The organism is Neobacillus sp. DY30, from assembly GCF_030123065.1.
Classification (GTDB): Bacteria; Bacillota; Bacilli; order Bacillales; family Cytobacillaceae; genus Neobacillus.
The window spans coordinates 4214767-4231862 of sequence record NZ_CP126093.1 but is presented as its reverse complement, the minus strand read 5'-3'; the positions used below and the strand labels follow the sequence as shown (position 1 = coordinate 4231862).

The 17096-nt window shown below is 38.6% G+C and carries 15 protein-coding genes; 13 read left to right on the top strand and 2 right to left on the bottom strand.

Going from position 1 to position 17096, the window contains the following annotated elements; all coding sequences use genetic code 11:
• Window positions 1-23 precede the first annotated feature (23 nt).
• The 7 genes from QNH29_RS20795 (at window position 24) to mntR (ending at window position 9477) form a co-directional block, all read left to right on the top strand.
• Window positions 24-857, top strand: coding sequence for a carbohydrate ABC transporter permease (locus tag QNH29_RS20795; RefSeq protein ID WP_283861227.1), 834 nt, complete (start codon window positions 24-26; stop codon window positions 855-857).
• Window positions 858-880: 23 nt separating this feature from the next.
• The gene (locus QNH29_RS20790; protein WP_283861226.1) at window positions 881-3688 is read left to right on the top strand and encodes a glycoside hydrolase family 2 protein; all 2808 of its coding nucleotides are present in this window, start codon (window positions 881-883) and stop codon (window positions 3686-3688) included.
• Window positions 3678-4826 (top strand): galactonate dehydratase, encoded by a 1149-nt coding sequence (gene dgoD / locus QNH29_RS20785; protein WP_283861225.1) that lies wholly within the window; start codon window positions 3678-3680, stop codon window positions 4824-4826. The genes QNH29_RS20790 and dgoD overlap by 11 nt, the downstream gene beginning before the upstream one ends.
• Window positions 4735-5799 (top strand): sugar kinase, encoded by a 1065-nt coding sequence (locus QNH29_RS20780; protein ID WP_349654864.1) that lies wholly within the window; start codon window positions 4735-4737, stop codon window positions 5797-5799. Before dgoD ends, QNH29_RS20780 begins: the two co-directional genes overlap by 92 nt.
• Before the next feature lie 15 nt (window positions 5800-5814).
• Complete coding sequence (locus QNH29_RS20775; RefSeq protein WP_283861224.1) at window positions 5815-6447, top strand: bifunctional 4-hydroxy-2-oxoglutarate aldolase/2-dehydro-3-deoxy-phosphogluconate aldolase; 633 nt, start codon at window positions 5815-5817, stop codon at window positions 6445-6447.
• 357 nt (window positions 6448-6804) lie between these two features.
• Window positions 6805-8988 (top strand): DNA topoisomerase III, encoded by a 2184-nt coding sequence (locus QNH29_RS20770; RefSeq protein WP_283861223.1) that lies wholly within the window; start codon window positions 6805-6807, stop codon window positions 8986-8988.
• A 66-nt stretch (window positions 8989-9054) separates the two neighbouring features.
• Window positions 9055-9477 (top strand): transcriptional regulator MntR, encoded by a 423-nt coding sequence (gene mntR, locus QNH29_RS20765; protein ID WP_283861222.1) that lies wholly within the window; start codon window positions 9055-9057, stop codon window positions 9475-9477.
• Between the two features lie 131 nt (window positions 9478-9608).
• Here the strand turns inward: mntR and QNH29_RS20760 are convergent, their stop codons facing one another.
• Together QNH29_RS20760 and metA are read right to left on the bottom strand one after the other, a co-directional pair.
• Complete coding sequence (locus QNH29_RS20760) at window positions 9609-9821, bottom strand: DUF3892 domain-containing protein (protein ID WP_283861221.1); 213 nt, start codon at window positions 9819-9821, stop codon at window positions 9609-9611.
• A 130-nt stretch (window positions 9822-9951) separates the two neighbouring features.
• The gene (gene metA, locus QNH29_RS20755) at window positions 9952-10860 is read right to left on the bottom strand and encodes a homoserine O-acetyltransferase MetA (protein WP_283861220.1); all 909 of its coding nucleotides are present in this window, start codon (window positions 10858-10860) and stop codon (window positions 9952-9954) included.
• Between the two features lie 197 nt (window positions 10861-11057).
• Here metA and QNH29_RS20750 point away from each other — a divergent pair, with 197 nt between their 5' ends.
• From QNH29_RS20750 to QNH29_RS20725, 6 genes are all read left to right on the top strand, one after another.
• Window positions 11058-12740 (top strand): formate--tetrahydrofolate ligase, encoded by a 1683-nt coding sequence (locus QNH29_RS20750; RefSeq protein ID WP_481858746.1) that lies wholly within the window; start codon window positions 11058-11060, stop codon window positions 12738-12740.
• Window positions 12741-12755: 15 nt separating this feature from the next.
• Window positions 12756-13289 carry a hypothetical protein gene (locus tag QNH29_RS20745; protein WP_283861218.1) on the top strand — a complete coding sequence of 178 codons (534 nt, stop codon included), beginning with the start codon at window positions 12756-12758 and terminating at the stop codon, window positions 13287-13289.
• 131 nt (window positions 13290-13420) lie between these two features.
• On the top strand, window positions 13421-14269 hold the full coding sequence (locus tag QNH29_RS20740) for a DegV family protein (protein WP_283861217.1): 849 nt from the start codon (window positions 13421-13423) through the stop codon (window positions 14267-14269).
• Between the two features lie 59 nt (window positions 14270-14328).
• Window positions 14329-14469, top strand: coding sequence for a hypothetical protein (locus QNH29_RS20735; RefSeq protein ID WP_169803677.1), 141 nt, complete (start codon window positions 14329-14331; stop codon window positions 14467-14469).
• Window positions 14470-14540: 71 nt separating this feature from the next.
• Complete coding sequence (locus QNH29_RS20730; protein ID WP_283861216.1) at window positions 14541-15191, top strand: HD domain-containing protein; 651 nt, start codon at window positions 14541-14543, stop codon at window positions 15189-15191.
• Window positions 15188-17077 (top strand): ABC-F family ATP-binding cassette domain-containing protein, encoded by a 1890-nt coding sequence (locus QNH29_RS20725; protein ID WP_283861215.1) that lies wholly within the window; start codon window positions 15188-15190, stop codon window positions 17075-17077. The genes QNH29_RS20730 and QNH29_RS20725 overlap by 4 nt, the downstream gene beginning before the upstream one ends.
• Window positions 17078-17096 lie beyond the last annotated feature (19 nt).

Genomic DNA, 17096 nt, shown 5'->3' with positions numbered 1-17096 from the left:
TACTTGGGAAGGAGAGGGAAACAGTGGCATCTGTCAAAAAGAGGACAACAACTAGTAGAAAGTTATTACATCTTTTCGGCTATCTATTTGTGTTTATATGGTTTATCCCTGTGTTATGGATGTTTATAACAGCATTGAAGCCAGGGGGAACGGCGGTTACTGTCATTAGCGAATTAATAAAAGCGCCATTTACCTTAGACAATTATAGTTATGTGTTGAATAATGCATCTATTTGGAGATGGACGTGGAATAGTTTATATGTAGCTACTGTAACAACAGTTGTAACCATTGTATTAACATCACTCGCAGCTTTTGCTTTATCACGATTAAGATTTATAGGGAAAAACTTTATTTTTTGGCTAATTATTGGTGGGTTAATGGTCCCTGTTGAAGCAAAAATTATTCCTTTATTTCAAATAATGATGGACTTTGGTCTGGTTAACAGCTATAGTGCCCTTATTTTACCGGGGTTGGCAGCACCACTAGGTGTCTTTATAATGAAGCAATTCTATGATGGAATCCCAAATGAGTTGGTAGAAGCAGCGAAAATAGATGGAGCAGGTACATTGCGTATCTTTTGGAGCATTTTCTTACCACTATCTCGTTCATCAATGGCTGCACTAGGAATCTTTACGTTTATTACTTCCTGGAATAATTTCTTATGGCCATTCCTCGCAGTAAATGAAGAGAAAATGATGACTCTGCCAGTTGGAATACCAACATTCCAAAGTGCTTACACAGCAGAATTAATGATTCCTATGGCGGCAAACGTTCTTGCAAGCTTACCGGCTATTATTGTGTTCATATTCTTCCAAAAACATATTATTAAAGGAATTACAATGACTGGAATTAAGTAAATCTATAAAAGGGATGGAACATCATGCGGAAAACTTATGTTTTAGATGGAAGTTGGAATTTTAGTATTGATCCAACAAATAAAGGTGAAAGTGAATCTTGGTATACAGGTAGTATTCCGAATGCCCTAAGTGTTGAAGTTCCACATATTTGGCAGCGTGAAGGCGACGAATTTGTTTCTTATAATGGAGCTGCATGGTATGAGAGACAAGTAAAAATAGACAATATAACAAATCACCACGATTATTATTTGTGTTTTGGTGCGGTCGATTATTCATGTCGAGTTTGGTGGAATGGTCAATATATCGGTGAGCATGAAGGTGGATTTACACCGTTTGAATTTAACATATCATCTACTCTTATAAAAGATGACAATCAATTAACCATTCGAGTATATGATTATGAAGCCAATGCAGAGATACCAATTGGAAAACAAGGTAGTTGGTATACTCGTGTCAGTGGGATTTGGCAATCAGTTAAATTAGAAATGCGAGATAAAACATATATTTCTAATGTTTTGGTAACACCGAATATTGATGAGGAAAGCCTTGAAATCAGTTCGTTAATTTCTGGTGAAATAAATGAACCCCTAGAAATAAACTTTGTCATTAAAGGACATTCTCTTCGTGATGAACGATGGGGAGATAAGGATAGTTATTCGGGAACGTTACAAATGGTGGAAACAACTCTACCAATTTTTCAACAAACGAACAATTTGACTCATTTCAAAACGATATTAAATGTACAAGACATGAAGAAGTGGTCACCAGAAACACCTTATCTTTACGAAATTGAGGTTACGTTAGTATCTGAGGGGAAAGTAGATTCGTATGAAACAACTTTCGGATATCGAACAGTAGAGCAAAAGAATGGACGGATTTATTTAAATAATGAGCCTATTTACATCCGAGGCGCATTAGATCAAGCATTTTATCCAGACACCATTTATGCAGTACCATCGGTTGAGTTCATTAAAAAAGAATTACAAGCAGCGAAAGAAATGGGATTTAACCTCCTGAGGAAGCATATAAAAGCAGAGCTGCCGGTTTATTTATACTGGGCAGATAGGTTTGGAATGTTAATTTGGGCAGAGCCGCCAAATTATGTGAAATGGACATCAACAGCTCAAAAACGTTTTGTGAAACTTTTAAATGAAATGATGATAAGAGATTACAATCATCCCTCCATTATCATCTGGTCCATCTACAATGAAGAATGGGGATTAGAGTGGGATCTTGAGTTTGACATTAAAAAACAAGACCATGTCGCCAAACTATTTGATGAAGTAAAGCGTTGGGATAAAACAAGATTGTATTGTGACAATAGTGGTTGGACTCACGTTAAAACAGATATTAACGATCACCATCGTTATTTTGCCTTACCCGAACAAATCAAAGAATGGGAAAATGATCTTGATGAATATGTTATTGGACAGCGTGAAAGAAACTTTGTTACTGGGTACGAATCTAAGGGAGAACCACTCCTTATTTCAGAATTCGGAATGTGGGGATTACCAAGTATAGATAAACTACGTAATTACTATAAAGGGAAAGAGCCTTGGTGGTTTGTGAATCAAGGGGATGGCACCCATCAAGATGATTATAAAAAGCCAACAACGGCACTAGTTAATCATTCGAAATTCGGTATTAAAGAGGCTTTAGGAGACTTAGAGAAGTTGTCAGTACATTCGCAAAGAAGGATGTTTCGAGGGGTTAAATCTTTAATAGAAGAAATGAGAAAAAGACCTCAAATTGCCGGGTATGTGGTCACTGAGTTCACTGATATTGAATGGGAGACAAATGGTTGGTTGGATTTTATGAGAGAGCCAAAAGAAGAATTTAATAGATTAAAAGATTTTAATGGACCTACTTGTGTAATAGCTGATACTTCAAATAAGAATCTATGGTCAGGAGAATCGACAAAGGTTGATATCATTGTGGTTAATGACTTAGCGCATTTAAGTGACGTTACGATTAAGTGGGAAATTTTCAGTGATAACCAACAAAACTTTGAGACATTGAATGGTGAAATTCATATTAATATGACTGACAAAACATATTGGAAAACTGAGGATGGCATTTGCTTTACAGTGCCGGATGTAAGTAATTCCGAATTTGCACAATTTAAACTAGTGTTGATATCCAATGGACAGGTTATTGCTTCTAACGTGGAAGAACTCACTTTTACAAATAAACATGCTATACAGAAGCCTGATTCAACTGTATATGTTCATCAGTTGTCAAAGGAATTTGCAAACAAATTGGAAGCACATGGAGTTAAAATCACGGATGATCTTGAAAAGGATGTTATTGCTGTTACTGATTGCTTAGATGCAGAAATTCATACACATATTCATAATGGTGGTCATGTGATTTTCTTAGCTGAGGCGGGAGATCATTTGGAGGAAAATGGACATTATCCTTTCCGTCAACTGCCACCAGGTGAGAGCTGGCCGCGTGCTTCATCTATGAACTATATAAACAGAGAATGGTTTAATGGTATACCTCTTCACCCTGAAGTCGGCTGGGAAGGGGCTGAGTTGTTCCCTGATTATGTGATCCCTTTTGCAGATTATAAAAAAGAGGGAACGAAGCGAACGATAAACATGTTCGGAAGTCCTAGACTTGCTGAGGAATCGAATGTAATAGCTGGGTATTTCCAAGGGTGGTTAGGTCAAAACGGTGGTTCAATTGTCCACCATCGAGACGGAAAAGGTTCCGTCCTTATCGTTACTTGGAAGTTGAAGGATCAATATGGAAAACATCCAATTGCAACACAATTATTAAACACACTAATGATCAAGGTAAAGGGAGAGAGTCGTTATGAAAATTAAAAGCATAGAGCTATTTAAGGTACCACCCCGCTGGTTATTTCTTAAAGTAATGACCGATGACGGACTTGTTGGCTGGGGAGAGCCTGTCGTTGAAGGCCGTGCAGATACAGTAAAAGCAGCGGTTGAAGAGTTGAGCAGCTATATCATTGGACAAGATCCAATGAGAATTGAGGACTTATGGCAAGTAATGTACCGTGCAGGTTTTTACAGAGGCGGCCCAATCCTTACAAGTGCAATTTCAGGTATCGAACAGGCATTATGGGATATTAAAGGGAAATTTTATAATGCGCCAGTCTATGATTTAATTGGTGGGGCAAGTCGTGATAAAATTCGGGTCTACAACTGGATTGGCGGGGACCGTCCGAGTGATGTTCGCGAAGCAGCACTAAAACAAATCGCGGCAGGTTTTACTGCAGTTAAGATGAATGCATCAGAAGAATTACATTATATCGATTCTTTTTCGAAAGTTGAAAAAGTCATTGAACGAATTGCGACCGTCCGTGAAGTTGGAGGAAGTGATTTTGGAATTGGGATCGATTTTCACGGACGTGTTCATAAATCTATGGCAAAAATTCTTGCAAAAGAACTCGATCAGTATCGTCCGATGTTTATTGAGGAGCCGGTATTGCCTGAAAATAATGAAGCATTAAAAGAAATTGCTCGTTATACATCTGCACCAATTGCAACGGGTGAGAGAATGTATACACGCTGGGGTTTTAAAGAACTTTTACAACAAGGTGTTGTAGATATTATTCAACCAGACGTATCACATGCTGGTGGAATTCTAGAAACAAGAAAAATTGCAGCAATGGCTGAAGCCTTTGATGTAGCTTTGGCACCACATTGCCCATTAGGTCCGATTGCACTTGCTTCGTGTCTGCAAGTGGACGCTTGTTCACCAAATGCCTTTATCCAAGAACAAAGTTTAGGGATTCACTATAACCAAGGTAATGACATATTAGACTATATCTTGAACCCACAGACGTTTGAATACCAAGATGGATTTGTTTCCCTTCCAAAAGGGCCTGGTTTAGGTGTTGAGGTAAATGAAGAGAAGGTTAGAGAAGCTGCAAAAGTTGGCCATGACTGGAAAAATCCAGTTTGGCGTAATGAAGATGGAACAGTTGCAGAGTGGTGAGGTTTTTATGAAAAGATCAAAGCTTGATGTAATTACCATAGGGGAAACCATGGGTCTGTTCACTCCAAATAAACAAGGTTATTTACGATATGCTAATCAGTACACTCAATCATTTGCTGGATCAGAAACAAACGTGGCAATTGGTGTATCTCGTATGGGATATAAAGCCGGCTGGATTAGTAGAGTTGGTAAGGACGAGTTTGGAAAAGGATTATTGATGTTTTTGCGAGGAGAGGATATTGATTTAACCTTTGTGAAAGAAGATAATGAATTCCCAACGGGTTTAATGTTTAAAGAATATTTACGAGAAAATCAAACTAGGGTTTTTTATTATAGAAGTAACTCAGCAGCCAGTCGTCTTTCTCCTAAGGACATCGATGTTTCATATATAAGTCAAGCAAAATATTTATTTGTATCTGGCATTACCCCGGCGTTGAGCAAATCTTGTCATCAAGCAGTAATGGCTGCGATAACCATAGCGAAAGAACATGGGGTACAGGTTGTATTTGATCCGAATTTGCGAAAGACACTGTGGGAAGAAGAGGTTGCACGGGAAACCTTACTTGATATTGCAAAACAAGCAGATATCGTTCTTCCAGGGATTAGCGAAGGTGAATTTTTGTTTGGAACAAATGATGTACAGGAAATAGGTGATAAGCTTCTTAACCTTGGTCCCAAAAAGGTTGTAATCAAGCTGGGTCCAGCAGGATCATGTGCAGTTACTGATAAAGGTGTAGAGTATGTGCCAGGCTATAACGTTCAGCGAGTAGTAGACCCGATTGGAGCAGGAGATGCTTTTGCGGCCGGTTTCATAACAGGTTTACTGGATAAATTATCATTATATGAATCTGTTCAAAGGGCAAATGCATTCGGAGCCCTCGCAACTCAGGTAAAAGGAGATATTGAAGGGCTGCCAGAACGTGAGCAATTATCTCAATTTATGAATTCAACGTCAGATGATGTTGAAAGATAATAAGGAGAGAAGTCTATGAAAATAGAACAATTTAAAGAACACAAGATTATCTCCATTGTAAGAGGAATAGCAGTGGAAGATGTAGAACAAATCTTTCAAACGTTATATGAAGAGGGAATCAGGTTGGTTGAGGTTACACTCAACACAGAATATGCATTGTCGATTATTAGTGAGATGAGCCTGAAATTTGAAGGTCGGATGTATGTTGGAGCTGGAACCGTTCTTAACCCTGAAATGGCAATCCAAGCAATTGAGGCTGGGGCTAGGTTTGTTCTCACACCTGCCGTTAACGTTGAAACAATTCGAACAGTCAAAAGACATGGCGTCTTCTGTATTGCAGGTGCACTCACACCAACAGAAATACTCATTGCTTATGATAACGGTTCAGATTTAGTGAAAATTTTCCCTGCTGGCACAATGGGCGTTAGTTATTTAAAAGATATTCAAGGTCCATTTCCTCAAATTCCTACAGTACCAACTGGAGGTATCGATGTAACTAACGCAAAGGAATTTCTGAAGGCAGGTGCAACAGCGCTAGGTGTAGGCAGCTCTATAGTTAAAGGGAAAAAAGGTTACAATGAAACTGATTTTGTTGAATTAAGAGAGAAAGCAAGAAGGTTTTTTCAAGTTGTTCATGAAAATAAATAGGTAAATTTAAATATTTTCAAAAACCACAGCATGGTACTGTGGTTTTTGCCATTTACACTTAATATCTTTTTAGCATTTACGAATGACAAGAAAAGTGGGAAAATGATTGTGAAATCCTCTATAAAAAGGAGTTGAAATATTTACTATCATTACTTCTGTTTTCTCTTCATATTAATATCCAATCCGCTCTAAAACTTCCAAAAATTAATAGTTTATATTCTCAAATTCCTCAAATTTCCGATTAAAATCCTTCCTATATTTAGCTAATGGTCTATTAATGGATAAATTTTTATCCTTTACAAATAGACAAATAAAATGGGAAAATGATTCCTGAATGCTTAAAAAGGAGCAATCATAATGAAATTAATCATTGCCGAAAAGCCAGATCAAGGATCAACTTTGGCTTCTATTTTTAAAAATAAAAAACAAAATGGCTTTATAGAGATTTTTCCAAACGAGACGTTTACAAATGGAGCGTATGTTACGTGGGCAATTGGACATTTATGTCAGTTGGTGAACCCAGAAGCTTATCAGCCAGGATGGAAGAAATGGTCGTTGGATAACCTGCCAATGATACCCTCTCAATTCCAATATGAAGTAACGAAGGATAAAGTAAAACAATTTTCCGTAATTCAAAAGCTAGTTAATAATCCTGCTGTAACCGAAATCATTCATGCGGGCGACGCTGGACGCGAGGGTGAATTAATTATCCGAAATATTCTTCGGATTACAGGCTGTAAAAAGCCAATGAAACGCCTATGGATTTCATCTTTAACACCTAATTCCATCCGTGAAGGGTTTAATAAATTATTAGATGAAGATCATACTAGAAATTTATATTTTGAAGCATACACTCGTGCATGTGCAGATTGGGTAGTTGGAATGAATGCCTCAAGGCTTTATAGCTTGCTTTTGCAAAAACAAGGGTTTTCTGATGTGTTTTCAGTTGGCAGGGTACAGACTCCCACATTGGCTTTGATTGTAAAAAGAGAATTAGAGATAGAAAATTTTAAATCTGAACCCTTTTGGGAAGTTATTGCCCATTTTAACATGGATGGCAAGAAATATAGCGGAAAATGGCAGAATAATGGAGAAAACCGAGTAAAAACAAAAGAAATGGCTGAGAAGGTTGCTGCATTTTGCCGAGATAAGCCTGCAGAAGTATCAGAGATACAATCTGAAAGAAAAGAGTTTTTACCGCCGTTACTTTATAATCTCTCGGCACTTCAGGCGGAAGCAAATAAACGATATAAGTTTTCACCGAAGAAAACGTTAGATGTTCTTCAAAAACTCTATCAAAAAGGGAATGTCTCCTATCCCCGCTCGGACTCGAGGTATGTAACGAAAGAAGAAGCGAACACTTTTCCAGAGATTCTTGCAAAATTAAGTCAGATTAATGGTTATGATAAATATTTTCCACTGCCGTTAGAATCACTTGTTGATAACAAGCGGTATGTAAACGAAAAAAAGGTAACAGACCACTATGCGATTATACCAACGGAACAAATTCCCAATATCGATAGGCTTGATCCCGATGAAAAGAAACTTTACGACCTCATTGTTACGAGTTTAATAGCGGCACATTATCCAAAAGCAATTGCCGAATATACAACCATAACAACATTGGTAGATGGACGGGCAGTGTTTCAATCAAAAGGTAAGGTTCAAATTGAAGAAGGCTGGCGGAAGGTCATCAACCAAAAGGAAAAAGAGGATGAACCGGCTCTTCCACAATTAGCCAAAGGGGAACAAGGCCGTACGGTAAAGGTGGATGTAAAAGAAAGCCAGACCCAGCCGCCAAAACGCTATACCGAAGGTCAGTTAATTACGTTAATGAAGACAGCAGGTAAACATATCGAAGACAAGGAAATGGAGAAAATCTTGTCCAAAACGGAAGGCTTGGGCACTGAAGCGACGAGAGCTGGTATTATTACCATGTTAAAAGACAGAAAATATATTGATGTAAGGAAGAACCTAGTATATGCGACAGCTAAAGCTAGAATTTTAATTGAAGCCATTGGACAGGAAATTTTAGCTTCGCCGGAAATGACAGCAAAATGGGAGCAAAAATTGAAAGAAATATCAGAGGGATCAGCTTCTCCCAAGAATTTTATGGAACAGACCAATAAAATGGTCTCCCACCTAATCTCATCAGGTGTAGGTCATTCTGCTAATTGGGTTTTCTCAGAAGATGTACGTGAAAATTTTACCCCTAGTAAGAAGATGACAAAGGGTAAAGGCGGTACAAAACTTGGCAAATGTAAAAAATGTGATGGCTCCATTGTGGATAAAGGCAGCTTTTACGGGTGTTCTAACTATCAACAAAACCAATGCAATTTCACAATATCTAAAAAAATCCTTGGGAAAAACATTACCCAAAAGAATGTTAAACTTCTGTTATCTGAAGGGAAAACGGAGTTGATTGAAGGTTTTACCAATAAGGATAAATCGTTTAATGCAAGGCTTTTTCTAGATGAACAAGAGCAGAGGATTAAGTTTTTATTCGAAGAACAGAATTCCAAAACTGTGACAAAGCCATAATTGAACTTGTCACTATTTTTTTTCTATAGTAAACTTTTAAGAGAGTATTTTTTATGGAGGTACGGGATGCCAACACCGAGTATGGAAGATTATATTGAACAAATATATATGTTAATTGAAGAAAAAGGATACGCCCGAGTATCAGATATTGCAGAGGCATTATCTGTTCATCCCTCCTCAGTAACAAAAATGGTTCAAAAGCTGGACAAAGATGAATATCTTGTCTATGAGAAATACCGAGGCTTTAGCTTAACCACTAAAGGGAATAAGATTGGAAAGCGACTCGTATTTCGACATGATCTACTGGAACAGTTTCTAAAAATCATCGGCGTCAAAGATGAAAATATATATAAAGATGTTGAAGGAATCGAACACCACTTAAGCTGGGATTCGATTGAACGAATCGTTGATTTGGTTCAATTTTTTCAAGAAGATGAATCGAGGATAGAAGCATTAAAAGAAATTCAAAAACAAAACGAAGCAGAATAAACTTAGCACCTGGTAGAAACCAGGTGCTTTTACTGTTGTTTTCGTTAAGAAGGATCTCATGAGACCCATTTCATTAAGGAAACAACAAAAATGGTATTCATAGGCTACATTATCGATGTTCCCTTTCTGAATTAAAATAAATTTGGATATTGATCAAAGGATGGATCCTGCTCAGGATTTAGAACAAGTTTCCCATCATGATTCTCAGTTGCCTGAACGCCTTGGATAATTCCGTCTGCTGCTTCTAGTAATGCTTTTTGATAAGAGATGACCCGGCCTTCGGAAGTAACAAAGCTAATAATCTCACCAAAATGGTTTCGGTGCAATCCTACTACTGTTTCCACAACGTTTCCCCCCTTTGCTCGATATTCTTTCTATAATTTACGGAAAATAAACGATGGAGGGCTATTAATTTACCACAAATTGTTATAAGACAACAAAAGAAGCATCGGTCTACCTCGATGCTTCTTTTGTTTATTCCCAATTAAATGGTGTTTCTTGGTATACGTAGTAGTTGAGCCAGTTCGAAAAGAATAGGTGTCCATGGGAACGCCAGCGATTAATCGGCGGTTGTGTTGGATCATTATTTGGAAAGTAATTTTCTGGCATATGAATTTCCAGCCCTCTGCTAATATCACGATTGTATTCCTGTGCTAATGAGTCAGATTCGTATTCCAAATGCCCAGTGATCATCACGTGTTTTCGATCTCGGGAGGAAATAAGCAGGGCACCTGCTTCCTCAGAGGCGGCTAACAGCGTAAGCGCAGGGTTCTCATGGATTTCACCAATCGATACATCTGTATATCGAGAATGAGGAGCATAAAAATGATCATCAAATCCGCGAAGAAGTAAATCATTTTGCTCGAAGATCTGGTGCTCATAGATTCCCGAACATTTACGTGACAGTTCAAATTTATCAATCCCATAATGATAAAAGAGTGCAGCCTGTGCTCCCCAACAAATATGCAGGGTAGAGGTGACATTGGTTTTTGTCCAGTCCATAATTTCCGTGAGTTCTTCCCAATACTTTACTTGCTCAAACTCCATCAGTTCAACTGGAGCTCCAGTTATAATCATACCGTCATACTTTTGATTTTTGACCTCTGAAAAAGTGGTGTAAAATTGTTCAAGGTGCTGTTTGCTTGTGTGTGTAGATTCATAGGAATTCGTTTTTAAAAATTTTACATTTACTTGCAGCGGGCTGTTTCCCAATAGCCTTAATAGCTGCGTTTCTGCCTTCTCTTTTTCAGGCATTAAATTGAGAATAAGAAGTTTTAATGGACGAATATCCTGGCTGATGGCCCGTTCATCGTCCATAACAAATATATTCTCATTTTCTAGTATTTCTCGTGCAGGCAGCAGCTTTGGAATGTTAATAGGCATGGTGCACTCCCCCTTTGTTTCTAATGGTTAAGTATATAGTATTTTTTTAAATATTTGGTCAATAACATTATAAACATTATCTTACTTTCAGAAAAGGATAAAGTTTTGTGAAAAATATTACACGAAAATAAATCAAGGATTTGATACAATAAAAGAGGCTATTAATTCTATGTGAATGCGGGGGATCATTTTTGCAAATGAAAACATCAGTTAAGTCCGACATTGAAATTGCACAAGAATCAACCATGAAGCCAATTGTTCAAATTGCTGAATCAATTGGTCTAAAGGAAGATGACCTCGAATTATACGGTAAATACAAAGCAAAAATCTCATATGAAGCTCTTAGGAAAATTGAAACAAATGAAAATGGCAAAATCATACTTGTTACTTCTATTAATCCTACGCCTGCTGGTGAAGGGAAATCTACCGTAACCGTCGGTCTGGGTGACGCCTTTAAACGTATAGGTAAGAAAGCGATGATTGCGATGCGTGAGCCGTCATTGGGTCCTACGATGGGAATTAAAGGCGGTGCCACCGGGGGAGGCTATTCTCAGGTCTTACCGATGGAAGACATAAATTTGCATTTTACCGGGGATTTGCACGCAATAACAACAGCAAATAATGCTCTTGCTGCATTACTGGATAATCATATACAACAAGGGAATGAGTTAAACATTGACCAGCGGCGAATTGTCTGGAAACGAGCCGTTGATTTAAACGATCGTGCACTAAGAAAAGTGATTATTGGTCTTGGTGGACCTCTTCAGGGAGTTCCACGAGAAGATGGATTTGATATTACAGTTGCTTCAGAAATTATGGCCGTTCTCTGTTTGGCTTCCGATTTGAAGGATTTAAAATCGCGATTAGCACGAATGGTTGTGGCCTATAATGGTAAAAAGGAACCAGTTACAGTAGGAGATCTTGGGGTTGAAGGAGCGCTCACTTTATTGCTTAAGGATGCGGTTAAACCCAATCTCGTGCAAACCATTGAACATACTCCTGCACTGGTGCATGGCGGGCCGTTTGCGAATATTGCTCATGGCTGTAATAGTGTAATTGCCACCCAGGCCGCTGCCAAGCTGGCTGATTATGTAATCACAGAAGGTGGATTTGGTGCGGATTTAGGAGCGGAAAAGTTTTTACATATCAAAACTAGAAGTGCTGGTATTAAACCAGAAGCTGTTGTAGTCGTTGCGACCATTCGTGCCTTAAAAATGCATGGAGGGACAGCAAAATCGGATTTGGCAAAGGAAAACATCCCTTCCCTAACATTAGGGTTTGCAAATCTGCAAAAACATATTGAAACCATTAAAGCCTTTGGTTTACCGGTAGCGGTGGCCATCAATAAATTTATTACGGATACAGAACGGGAAGTTCAAACAGTACTAGAATGGTGCAAAACCGAGGGTGTTCCTGTTGCTTTAACAGAGGTTTGGGAAAAAGGTGGTGCCGGAGGAGTCGAGCTTGCAGAAACATTGTTAGCAGTTATCGAAAAAGAAGAAAACAACTTTCAGCATTTATATGACGTTTCAGATTCCCTAGAAACGAAAGTGAGAACGATCGTTCAAAAGGTATACGGCGGAAAAGACGTAGAATTCTCTGTTAAAGCGAAAAAGCAGCTGGAGGACTTTGAAAAATTCGGCTGGTCTAATTTAGCGATTTGCATGGCAAAATCGCAATATTCCTTATCCGATGACCCAACGAAATTAGGAAGACCAACTGATTTTATCGTCAATGTTAGAGAGTTCAAGCCATCGATAGGTGCTGGATTCATTGTGGCGTTAACGGGAGAGGTTATGACCATGCCGGGATTACCCAAAAAACCAGCTGCATTAAATATGGATGTGGACGACACCGGTAAGGCATTAGGACTGTTCTAGACGTGAGGTGAGTTGATGTTTGATCCTACGGCTTTCGATAATATGAAGGTGGTCATTGAAGGGGCATTATATGATTTAGATTTAGCGGGTGAGATTGTTATTATAGACCGGAATGACATCATGAATATGGCGAAAATGTCCCGCAGTTTTGATATACACTTTCAAAACGCCTCGACTACATTTTCTAACGTAACAGCTAAATTGGGTATTAAAGCAGAGTTGATTAATCTTGCAGCAGAGATACTGCCAAACCCCTTGTTACAAGAAAAGTCTGGATGTACGATAATGCTGAAATTTTTTCATGAGGGTATTACCAATGAAACTGAGTTACAGGAAATACGAGAAATATTCATTAATATTTGGGGAGAGACAAGACAGATCCATCAATCTGTAACCATTACAACGTCAAAATCACTCGTTGATAATTGCATTTCTATTGAATTCGACAGACTGATTAGCGAGGACCAAATGGATGATTTAGTTGAGATGATTGATTTTATGATAAAAACCAATGAACGATTACAATCATACCTTGGAGGAATTCGTTGAACAGGTGGAAACCAGCTATAAATTTTAGCTGGTTTTTTTATGGATATTAATATTTACAAGAAAATGATTTCAAGGTACGATTGTTTTAACTAGATATTAGGACCTCATACCAATTTTAAGGGGAGATCATATTGGTTAAAACGGCATGGGTAACTGACAGTACGGCATTTTTAGATGAAGAATTAAAAAATCATCCTGATCTGTATACAATACCATTAACCATTTTATTAGACGGTGAGGAATTTGCTGACGGAATTGATCTAACAGCGGCAGAGCTTTTTGCTAGATTAAAAGATCTTAAAACACCGCCAAAAACTTCACAGCCTTCAGTAGGTGTTTTCCAAGAATTATACGAGAAACTTTCCAATGATTATGACCAGATTATAGCAGTTCTAATATCAGGAAAACTTAGTGGTACCGTGTCTTCAAGCGAACAGGCTGCTAAGCTTGTTGATATTCCTGTTAAAACCTTTGATTCCCAAATTCTAACTGCACCAATGACGGCTTTATTAAAAAAAGGGATGGAGTTAGCGGAGGCTGGAAATAGCCTTGAATCTGTCTTAGATCAGTTAGAATCTCTAAAGACCACCAATGAGACGTATGTTTTAATAGGAAGCCTAGAACAGCTTCATCGCAGCGGCAGGATGTCTGGTTTACAGTTTTTCTTAGGCAGCATGCTAAACGTGAAGCCCATCATTTCAATTGAAGACGGCTCCCTGACCACAAAAGAAAAAGTGAGAAGTGATAAGAAGGCAAAGGAAAGGATTCTAGACTATCTTAAATCCTCTTACGAAAAAAATAAATTTAAAGAAGTATATATTCTATACGGTTTACATCAGGAACATGCAAATGAATGGAAAGTGGAATTAGAGCGATTATATCCTGAACTAAAAGTTATCACCTGTCCGTTAGGGGCGGTCATTGGCGTTCACGCAGGTGAAAACACCCTTGGAATCAGCTGGCATAATGGCTTGAAATAAGTTTAACCCCATGTGAGCATACTAAAATGGCAGTTCATTTTAGGTAAGGGGGATTCACTGTGAAAAATAAAAATTTGACGCGTGAAGAGATTGAAAAGCAAGATCAAAAAAATGATGTTGAATTTGGCGGCGAGTATACAATCGGTAACACGAAGTCACAAAGCCAGAAAAAGAGCGGCCGTCAGGCGAACAAAAAATAACTCCGAATTCTCGGGGTTATTTTTTGTTTGCTTTTCATGATAAAATACTTGGGTGAAGGAAGGTGTTTTACATGAAGAATCAAATTATTGAACAAACGAAAACGTTTGTCCGCAGTCAATTAGGTGATGACGCAACAGGACATGATTGGTTCCATGTCGACCGCGTGAGACGGACAGCATTACATATTTGCAAACAAGAACAAGCTGGTGACCCCTATATTATTGAAATGGCGGCGCTTTTGCATGATATCCCTGATGAAAAGCTTAATGACAGTGCCGAATTAGGAAAAAATAAGCTGGATTCATTCTTACAAAGTATAGAAATGGTAGAAGAAACTCGAGACGCTATTGTACAAATTATTGATACGATTTCATATAAAGGTGGAAGTAAAACCGAGCTTAAAACAATTGAAGCAAAAATCGTTCAGGATGCGGACCGATTGGATGCGATTGGTGCCATTGGAATTGCACGGACATTTGCTTATGGCGGTAAAAAAGGACAAACCATATACGATCCCAGCATAAGTGTACGCGAGGAAATGAGTTTAGATGAATACCGTAAAGGGAAATCAACGAGCATACACCATTTCTATGAAAAATTATTAAAGTTGAAGGATTTATTGAATACGGAAACTGCGAAAGAAATGGCAGAAAGCCGTCATCAAACGATGGTGGACTTTTTAGAACAATTCTATCTAGAATGGGATGGTCAAGACCGATGAAAATGCTAACAGTAGAAAATGTTACGAAAACATATGGAGAAAAACAATTATTTAACAACATCTCTATTACCATCGGTGAAAAAGAGCGAGTCGGCTTAATTGGCATTAATGGAACGGGAAAATCATCATTTTTAAAAATTATTGCCGGCTTAGATCAGCCAGATGATGGGAAAATTATCACAGGCAAGGATTACTCGATTGCATTTCTGAACCAACAGCCTGATTTAGATCCAGCTAAAACGGTTCTAGAACAGGTCTTTCATGGTGAAGCACCTATTCTTAGGTTAATGCGCGAATATGAAAAAACACTAATGCTCTTGAATACATTACCAAATGATACAAAGGTTCAAGAGGATTTATTCCAATTACAAAAGCAGATGGACGCTTTAAATGCCTGGGATGCAAGTACAAATGCAAAGTCTATTTTAATGAAACTCGGAATTGAGGATTTCACAAAGAAAGTAGGTGAGCTCTCTGGGGGACAGAAAAAACGTGTAGCGCTGGCTCAAGTCCTGATTGCTGAACCGGATTTACTTATACTTGACGAGCCTACGAACCACTTAGACTTTGACTCTGTTAAATGGCTGGAGGAATATTTAAGCCGATATAACGGCTCCATCCTGCTTGTTACACATGACCGTTACTTTTTAGACCGTGTTGCTAACCGAATGTTTGAGCTTGATGGCGGAAATCTCTATAGCTATAAAGGTAATTATGCTGCCTTTTTGGAAGCAAAAGCAATCCGCGAGGAAAATGAAGCTGCCACCTTCGAGAAGAGGCAAAATCTGTTTAGACGTGAGCTTGAGTGGATGAGACGCGGTGCAAAAGCGAGAACAACCAAACAAAAAGCGAGAATTCAGCGGTTCGATGAACTAGAAGATAAGCTTTCTGGCGGGAAGCCGACAGGTGAAAAGGTTGACATCTCATTAAACGGAAGCAGGCTTGGAAAACAGGTTTTTGAACTCAAGGATGCGTCAAAGCGGTACGGGGAAAAAACAATCTTAAATCACTTTAATTTACTTGTAAAACCAGGAGACCGGCTTGGAATTATCGGAAGGAACGGTGCTGGTAAGTCAACATTGTTGAACATCCTGGCCAAAAAGCTTCCGCTTGATGAAGGTGAGTTCATCATGGGGCAAACAGTAAAGATCGCTTACTATACACAGGAAAGCGAAGACATGGACGAAAACAAGCGGATGATTGAATACATTAAAGAAACCGCCGAAGTCGTGGAGACGTCTGATGGTAAAACCCTATCTGCCGCACTCATGCTTGAACGTTTTCTATTCCCGCCTTTTTCTCATGGGACACCAATACGCAAATTATCCGGAGGAGAAAAGCGCCGTTTATACCTGTTAAAACTGTTAATGACCGCACCAAATGTACTCTTACTGGACGAGCCTACCAATGACCTTGATACCCAGACATTGACTGTACTAGAAGATTACTTAGAAGAATTTCCTGGCGTGGTAATTACGGTATCCCATGACCGGTATTTCCTTGATAAAGTTGTAGACCAGCTTCTTGTTTTGCGTGGCGAGGGCCGAATCGATTCGTTTTATGGAAATTACAGTGAGTACCTTGAAAAAGAAACAGCTGTAGAAGTAAAGAAGACGGCAGCAAATAATCCTGCACCGGCTAAAGCTCCAGAAAAGGAAAAAAAGAAAAGAATGACCTATAAGGAGAAAAAAGAGTGGGAAGAAATAGACGAAGTCATTGCTAAAACGGAAGCTCGACTAGAAGAAGTAGCTGAAGAAATGGGTAACACAGGCAGTGACTTCACAAAAGCGCAGGAATTAATGAAATTAGAAGCAGAATTAAACGAAAAGCTCGAGTACTTAATCGAGAGATGGGAATATCTAGCTGAAATAGCGGAAGGTGAGTAAAAAAAGTGCGTCGATGACG

Coding starts and splice junctions, on each gene's coding strand:
- QNH29_RS20725 (WP_283861215.1), top strand. CDS start 15,188: ATGAAAATGCTAACAGTAGAAAATGTTACGAAAACATATGGAGAAAAA.
- QNH29_RS20775 (WP_283861224.1), top strand. CDS start 5,815: ATGAAAATAGAACAATTTAAAGAACACAAGATTATCTCCATTGTAAGA.
- mntR (WP_283861222.1), top strand. CDS start 9,055: ATGCCAACACCGAGTATGGAAGATTATATTGAACAAATATATATGTTA.
- QNH29_RS20730 (WP_283861216.1), top strand. CDS start 14,541: ATGAAGAATCAAATTATTGAACAAACGAAAACGTTTGTCCGCAGTCAA.
- dgoD (WP_283861225.1), top strand. CDS start 3,678: ATGAAAATTAAAAGCATAGAGCTATTTAAGGTACCACCCCGCTGGTTA.
- QNH29_RS20745 (WP_283861218.1), top strand. CDS start 12,756: ATGTTTGATCCTACGGCTTTCGATAATATGAAGGTGGTCATTGAAGGG.
- QNH29_RS20750 (WP_481858746.1), top strand. CDS start 11,058: ATGAAAACATCAGTTAAGTCCGACATTGAAATTGCACAAGAATCAACC.
- QNH29_RS20780 (WP_349654864.1), top strand. CDS start 4,735: ATGAAGAGAAGGTTAGAGAAGCTGCAAAAGTTGGCCATGACTGGAAAA.
- metA (WP_283861220.1), bottom strand. CDS start 10,860: ATGCCTATTAACATTCCAAAGCTGCTGCCTGCACGAGAAATACTAGAA.
- QNH29_RS20790 (WP_283861226.1), top strand. CDS start 881: ATGCGGAAAACTTATGTTTTAGATGGAAGTTGGAATTTTAGTATTGAT.
- QNH29_RS20770 (WP_283861223.1), top strand. CDS start 6,805: ATGAAATTAATCATTGCCGAAAAGCCAGATCAAGGATCAACTTTGGCT.